5 protein-coding genes and 1 pseudogene are annotated in these 4,662 nt (G+C 66.5%); 3 read left to right on the top strand and 3 right to left on the bottom strand.

What is annotated here, in order from left to right:
- Positions 1–335 (bottom strand): uroporphyrinogen decarboxylase family protein (locus Y704_RS20125; protein WP_275451061.1); only part of this gene is annotated, 335 nt, incomplete at its 3' end.
- A 181-nt stretch (positions 336–516) separates the two neighbouring features.
- Here Y704_RS20125 and Y704_RS0109230 point away from each other — a divergent pair.
- A complete protein-coding gene (locus tag Y704_RS0109230) occupies positions 517–1,902 on the top strand; it encodes a glutamyl-tRNA reductase (protein WP_026549910.1) in 1,386 nt (461 codons plus the stop codon).
- A gap of 155 nt (positions 1,903–2,057) precedes the next feature.
- Here Y704_RS0109230 and moeB read toward each other — a convergent pair whose 3' ends face one another.
- Entirely contained in the window at positions 2,058–3,251 is a 1,194-nt protein-coding gene (gene moeB / locus Y704_RS0109225) for a molybdopterin-synthase adenylyltransferase MoeB (RefSeq protein WP_026549909.1), read from the bottom strand.
- A 107-nt stretch (positions 3,252–3,358) separates the two neighbouring features.
- Here moeB and Y704_RS0109220 point away from each other — a divergent pair, with 107 nt between their 5' ends.
- Positions 3,359–3,979 carry a TetR/AcrR family transcriptional regulator gene (locus Y704_RS0109220; RefSeq protein ID WP_051476865.1) on the top strand — a complete coding sequence of 207 codons (621 nt, stop codon included), beginning with the start codon at positions 3,359–3,361 and terminating at the stop codon, positions 3,977–3,979.
- A 47-nt stretch (positions 3,980–4,026) separates the two neighbouring features.
- On the top strand, positions 4,027–4,251 hold the full coding sequence (locus tag Y704_RS0109215) for a DUF3107 domain-containing protein (protein ID WP_026549907.1): 225 nt from the start codon (positions 4,027–4,029) through the stop codon (positions 4,249–4,251).
- 33 nt (positions 4,252–4,284) lie between these two features.
- On the opposite strand, the pseudogene Y704_RS23375 reads toward Y704_RS0109215, so the two are convergent.
- Positions 4,285–4,497: pseudogene (locus tag Y704_RS23375) on the bottom strand (ferritin-like fold-containing protein); the annotation flags it as partial.
- Positions 4,498–4,662 lie beyond the last annotated feature (165 nt).

Genomic DNA, 4,662 nt, shown 5'->3' with positions numbered 1-4,662 from the left:
ATGGGCGAGCCCAGCACCGGCCCGACGCCGGGCACGATGTCGACGTCGACGCCCGCCAGCTTGAGCGGAATGACGATGTCGGAGAAGAAGATGGCGGCATCGACGTCGTGCCGGCGCACCGGCTGGAGGGTGATCTCGGACGCCATTCCAGGGTCCAGGCACGATTCGAGCATGTTGGTGCCCTCGCGCAGGGCCCGGTACTCGGGCAGGGACCGCCCGGCCTGACGCATGAACCACACCGGGCGGCGGCGTGGCGGAAGCCCCCGGTAGGCGGAGATGAGGGCTGATTCGGCCGTGCGGCCATCCATCAGCGGGTGTGCTGCTCCAAGACTCATACCCCGATTCTGCCGTTGATCGCCGTCGATGGTTAACCCCAGGCCCCCATTCCGCGCACTGGTGTCCAATCTCACGTGCGCCTTGCACCCGCATTCTCCGCGGAATTCCACGAGGGACAAGCAACGGGTAAGGCATACCTATTACTGCTGGCGAACCGCCGCTCGTTATGCTTGGAGAGTTGTGGTTCTACTATCCCTTGTTGCGACGCACTCGAACGTGGACCTGGAAACCGTCGCCCGGCTCAGCGTCGGGGCGCCCCAGGTTCTCTCCACCGTGCTCGCCGACGGACGGACGGTGTCGGGCACCGTCGTGCTTGCAACCTGCAACCGTTTCGAGATCTACAGCGAGGCTCCGTCCGAAGAGGACGTCGAAGCCGCACGCTCGGCCATCGTGTCCACCATCAGTGACTACTCCGGCATTCCCGCCGCCTCGGTGTCCTCCTCCTTCGTCACCAACACCGGCGAGGCGGTTGCCCAGCACCTCTTCGCCGTCAGCGCCGGCCTCGACTCCGCCGTTGTCGGTGAGCGGGAAATCGCCGGACAGGTCCGCCGCGCACTGATCGAGGCCCAGGCAACCGGCACCGCCAGCACCGGTCTGATCCGCCTGTTCCAGGCCGCCTCACGCACTGCGAAGGACGTCGGCGCGCAGACGGTCCTCGGCAGCCAGGGGCGCTCGATCGTCTCGGTGGCCCTCGAGCTTGCCGGGGACGTCTCCGGGGACGCCGACTGGTCCGGCAAGTCGGTCGTGCTCTTCGGAACGGGTGCCTACGCCGGTGCCACGATGGCACTGCTGAAGGAGAAGAGATGCAGCAGCGTCTCGGTCTTCTCCTCATCGGGGCGCGCTGAAACCTTCGTCTCCACGCGTGGCGGCACCGCGCTCTCCGCCGGGGAACTGCAGGCCGCCCTGCGGCAGGCCGACATCGTCATCGGCTGCAGCGGAAGCGACGCGCGGATCGAAGAGGCCGACCTCGAGCGGGTGCGGCGCGGCGCGGCTCAGTCGCTCGTGGTCATCGACCTCGCCCTGAGTCATGACTTCGACCCCGGTGTGGCCAATCTGGCTGACGTGGAGCTCATCACCCTCGAGTCGGTCCGCCTCGCCGCTCCGGAGGAGCAGGCCGACGCCCTTCAGGAGGCTGGACGCCTCGTGAGGGATGCCGCCCGCAGCTTCGAGGAACAGCAGAACAGCCGGGCCATGAATACCGCTATCGTCGCGCTCCGGAAGCATACCCAGCAGGCGCTCGATTCGGAGATGGAACGGGTCCGGGCCCAGCACGGCTGTACGGCAGCAGCCGAAGAGGTGGAGTTCGCCCTTCGTCGCATGGTGCGGCAGTTGCTCCACGTTCCCACGGTCCGTGCCCGCGAACTGGCCGCCGAGGGCCGCTCCGGCGACTACCTTGCCGGGCTCGAGGCGCTCTACGGGATCGACGTCGCCCCGCCGGTCACTTCTCCGGCACGACCCGACGCAACAGGCGCAGAGTCGTCGTTCGCCGCGATCGATGAGGCTCCGGAGCCCAACGCAGCCCGGTGCCCCGTCGACCATTCGCCGCCCGCGGCGGAATCCGCGTAGCGGTACAGATTCCGGGCGGCCGTCGTGGTGCGGCAGTATGATGCGGCAGCCTTGCCTCGGCCGTTTTGGTACGCCGTGCTGGTATGCCGTGGTGGTATGCCGTGGTGGTGCACCGTTTCGTTGCTGTGCGACCAGGTGGCTCAGTACACGCCGGCTCAGTACACGGGCTTGTGCGGTTCAATCCGGTGCACCCATTCCACGATGCCTCCCTCCACCGAATACACCCGCTCGTAGCCGTGCTGCGCGAGGTACCGGACCACGTCGACCGAACGGCTGCCGGCCTTGCAGTGCACATACACCGGCCTGTCCGCTGCCGGAGAATACTCTCCCCCGAGGATGCGGTCCTTCGGAACCAGCTCGGCACCCTCGATTCTCACGACGTCGTACTCACCCGGCTCCCGCACGTCGAGCAGGCTGAAGTTCGTTCCCCCGGCCGCCCGCTGCCCGAGCAGCACGGCGAGCTCGTCCACCGTCACGGTTGATACCGGCTCTGCCGTTCCGTCCGCCGCCAGCAGCCCGCAAAACGCGTCATAGTCCACCAGTTCGGTGGTGGGCAGGGCCCGCGGGTCCCGCCGCACGCGAACCTCACGCCACGACATGTCGAGTGCATCGAACACCAGCACCCGGCCCAGCAGCGTCCTGCCGATTCCCGTGATGAGCTTGATGACCTCGTTGGCCATCACCGACCCGATCTGGGCGCACAACACTCCCAGCACACCACCTTCGGCGCATGAGGGGACCGAGCCGGGCGGCGGGGCCTCGGGGTACAGATCGCGGTAACCCGGCCCATGCTTCTCCCAGAAGACGCTGACCTGGCCGTCGAACCGAAGGATCGACCCCCAGACATAGGGGATACCGCGAATGGCAGCGGCGTCGTTGACGAGGTAGCGGGTGGCGAAGTTGTCCGTGCCGTCCACTACGAGGTCGTACCCGGCGAAGATCTCCAGCGCATTGCCGGCCGTGAGGCGCTCCGGGAACAGCTGCACCTCGACGAGCGGGTTCACCTCCGAAAGGCTCTGCCGGGCGGATTCCGCCTTCGTCCCACCGATGTTGCCGACGCCGTGGATCACCTGGCGTTGGAGGTTGGACAGCTCCACGACGTCGTCATCGACGATTCCGAGCGATCCAACTCCCGCTGCGGCGAGGTACAGCAGCACCGGCGAGCCGAGCCCGCCCGCTCCGATCACCAGCACCCGGGCGTTCTTGAGACGCCGCTGGGCCACCATCCCGAACTCGGGGATGATGAGGTGTCGCGAATAGCGCAGCGCTTCCTCATGGGTAAGTTCGCCGGCCGGCTCGACCAGCGGGGGCAGGATGACGGTGTCCTCGGACGCGCTGAAAACGCTCATGCCCCAATCTATTCCTTCGGCTATCCTCCGGCCCACCCGGACCTCGGTGAAGGTGCCGCGTGGGTAAACTGGGGGCGGACAACAGCAGCGAGCAAAGGGTGCGGCACATGGGCGCAGATGCAGCACCGGGAGGCAAGGCCCTCCGGCTCCCCCGGGACGAACGCCGGCGCCAGTTGCTGAACGCAGCGCACGAGGTGTTCGTGGCGCACGGGTTTCACGGAGCGGCGATGGACGATATCGCCGAGGCGGCCAAGGTCAGCAAACCCGTCCTGTACCAGCATTTCCCCGGCAAGCGCGAGCTGTACCTGGCGCTGCTCGAAAGCCACCTCGCAGCACTGACCTCCTTGCTGGTCGACGCGATGCGGTCCACGGAGGACAACAAACTGCGGGTGCATGCCACGATGCGCGCCTACTTCCAGTTCATCGCCCAGGACAGCCAGGCACACCGGCTCGTCTTCGAATCGGATGTCAGCAACGACCCCGACGTGAGCAGCAGGCTCGAGGAGTTCAACGCCCATTTCGCCAACTCGATCGCCGGCATCATTGCGGAAGACACCCAGTTGTCCCTCGTCGAAGCCACCCTGCTGGGGCGGGGCCTTGCAGGGATGGCCCAGGTCAGCGCCCGCTATTGGCTTGAGACGGACGGCAGCCTCGATATCGACTCCGCCAGCGAGCTTATCTACCGTTTAGCTTGGCGCGGAATTAGTCGTTTCCCCAAAGAAATCTAGAGTAGGTTTCCAAGAGGTTCGAGTTCACTACACAGGAGGCACCCGCCGTGGAAGTAAAGATCGGTATCCAGAACGTCAACCGGGAAATTGTCCTGGAATCCTCGGAAACGGCGGAGGCAATCGCCGAGATCGCGTCGAAGGCCATCACGGGCGGCACGGAGCTCCGGCTGACCGACAGCAAGGGTCGCCAGGTCATCGTTCCGGCGTCGGTCCTCGGCTATGTTGAAATCGGCGCAGAGGAGCAGCGGCGGGTCGGTTTCGGCGCCCTCTAGGGCAGGTCGGGAGAGGGTCGACACGCCCGCCTGTCAGGCGGTGAGGCCGAGTGCGCCCATCCGACGGGAATGGTTGCGGGTAAGCAGCGAGAACAGTGCCGTGGTGTGCTCTGCATGGTCCGATGCGTCGGCGAACAGCAGGCCGCCGAGGAATTCGCGTTCAATGCCGATGCGCTGCGCCTGGGTCAGGGCCTCTCCCACGAGCCGCCTGCCCCACAGGGCCAGCCGCGAGGCCAGGCGCGGGTCAGGCGGTGAGGCCGAGTGCGCCCATCCGACGGGAATGGTTGCGGGTAAGCAGCGAGAACAGTGCCGTGGTGTGCTCTGCATGGTCCGATGCGTCGGCGAACAGCAGGCCGCCGAGGAATTCGCGTTCAATGCCGATGCGCTGCGCCTGGGTCAGGGCCTCTCCCA

The sequence above is a fragment of the Arthrobacter sp. Br18 genome, assembly GCF_000520555.1.
GTDB lineage: Bacteria > Actinomycetota > Actinomycetes > Actinomycetales > Micrococcaceae > Arthrobacter_D.
The sequence above is the reverse complement of the archived record's forward strand: the minus strand, read 5'-3'. Positions and strand labels throughout refer to the sequence as shown.